Here is a 346-nt window from a genome sequence, read left to right on the forward strand (position 1 = left end):
AGGTATGGGGATGGCCTGCAGGCTTTCTTCCCTCTGTTTTGATGTCGCGACATTCGCGAGATCGACCAATTTTGATTGCTGGCGCTCAAGTTCGCGGACAACCCGGCCTTGGGCCATCTCCGGGGTGCGAGTGATTCGATACGAACCGTATTCCGGTGTCTTGTCGAAGGCGAGGGCAACCAGGGCACGTATGGGTGGGCTGTCGTAATTGCGGTACCACAGGCGATATTCCCTTGCCTGTGCTTCTCCAGACAGATATTCCGAAGACACACCGGTTCCCGGGCAAACCAGAAACAATGCCAGGGCCGTCAGCCAGCCACGCGCACGCCTCACTTTCATTGAAGAC

The 346-nt window shown here is 56.9% G+C and carries 1 protein-coding gene; it reads right to left on the minus strand.

The window, feature by feature from the left end; translation table 11 throughout:
- Positions 1-346: hypothetical protein (locus BIU97_RS17235; RefSeq protein ID WP_217640103.1), on the minus strand; the 346-nt coding region annotated here is incomplete at both ends.

Origin of the sequence: Curtobacterium sp. MCBA15_009 (genome assembly GCF_001864895.1) — a bacterium.
Classification (GTDB): domain Bacteria; phylum Actinomycetota; class Actinomycetes; order Actinomycetales; family Microbacteriaceae; genus Curtobacterium.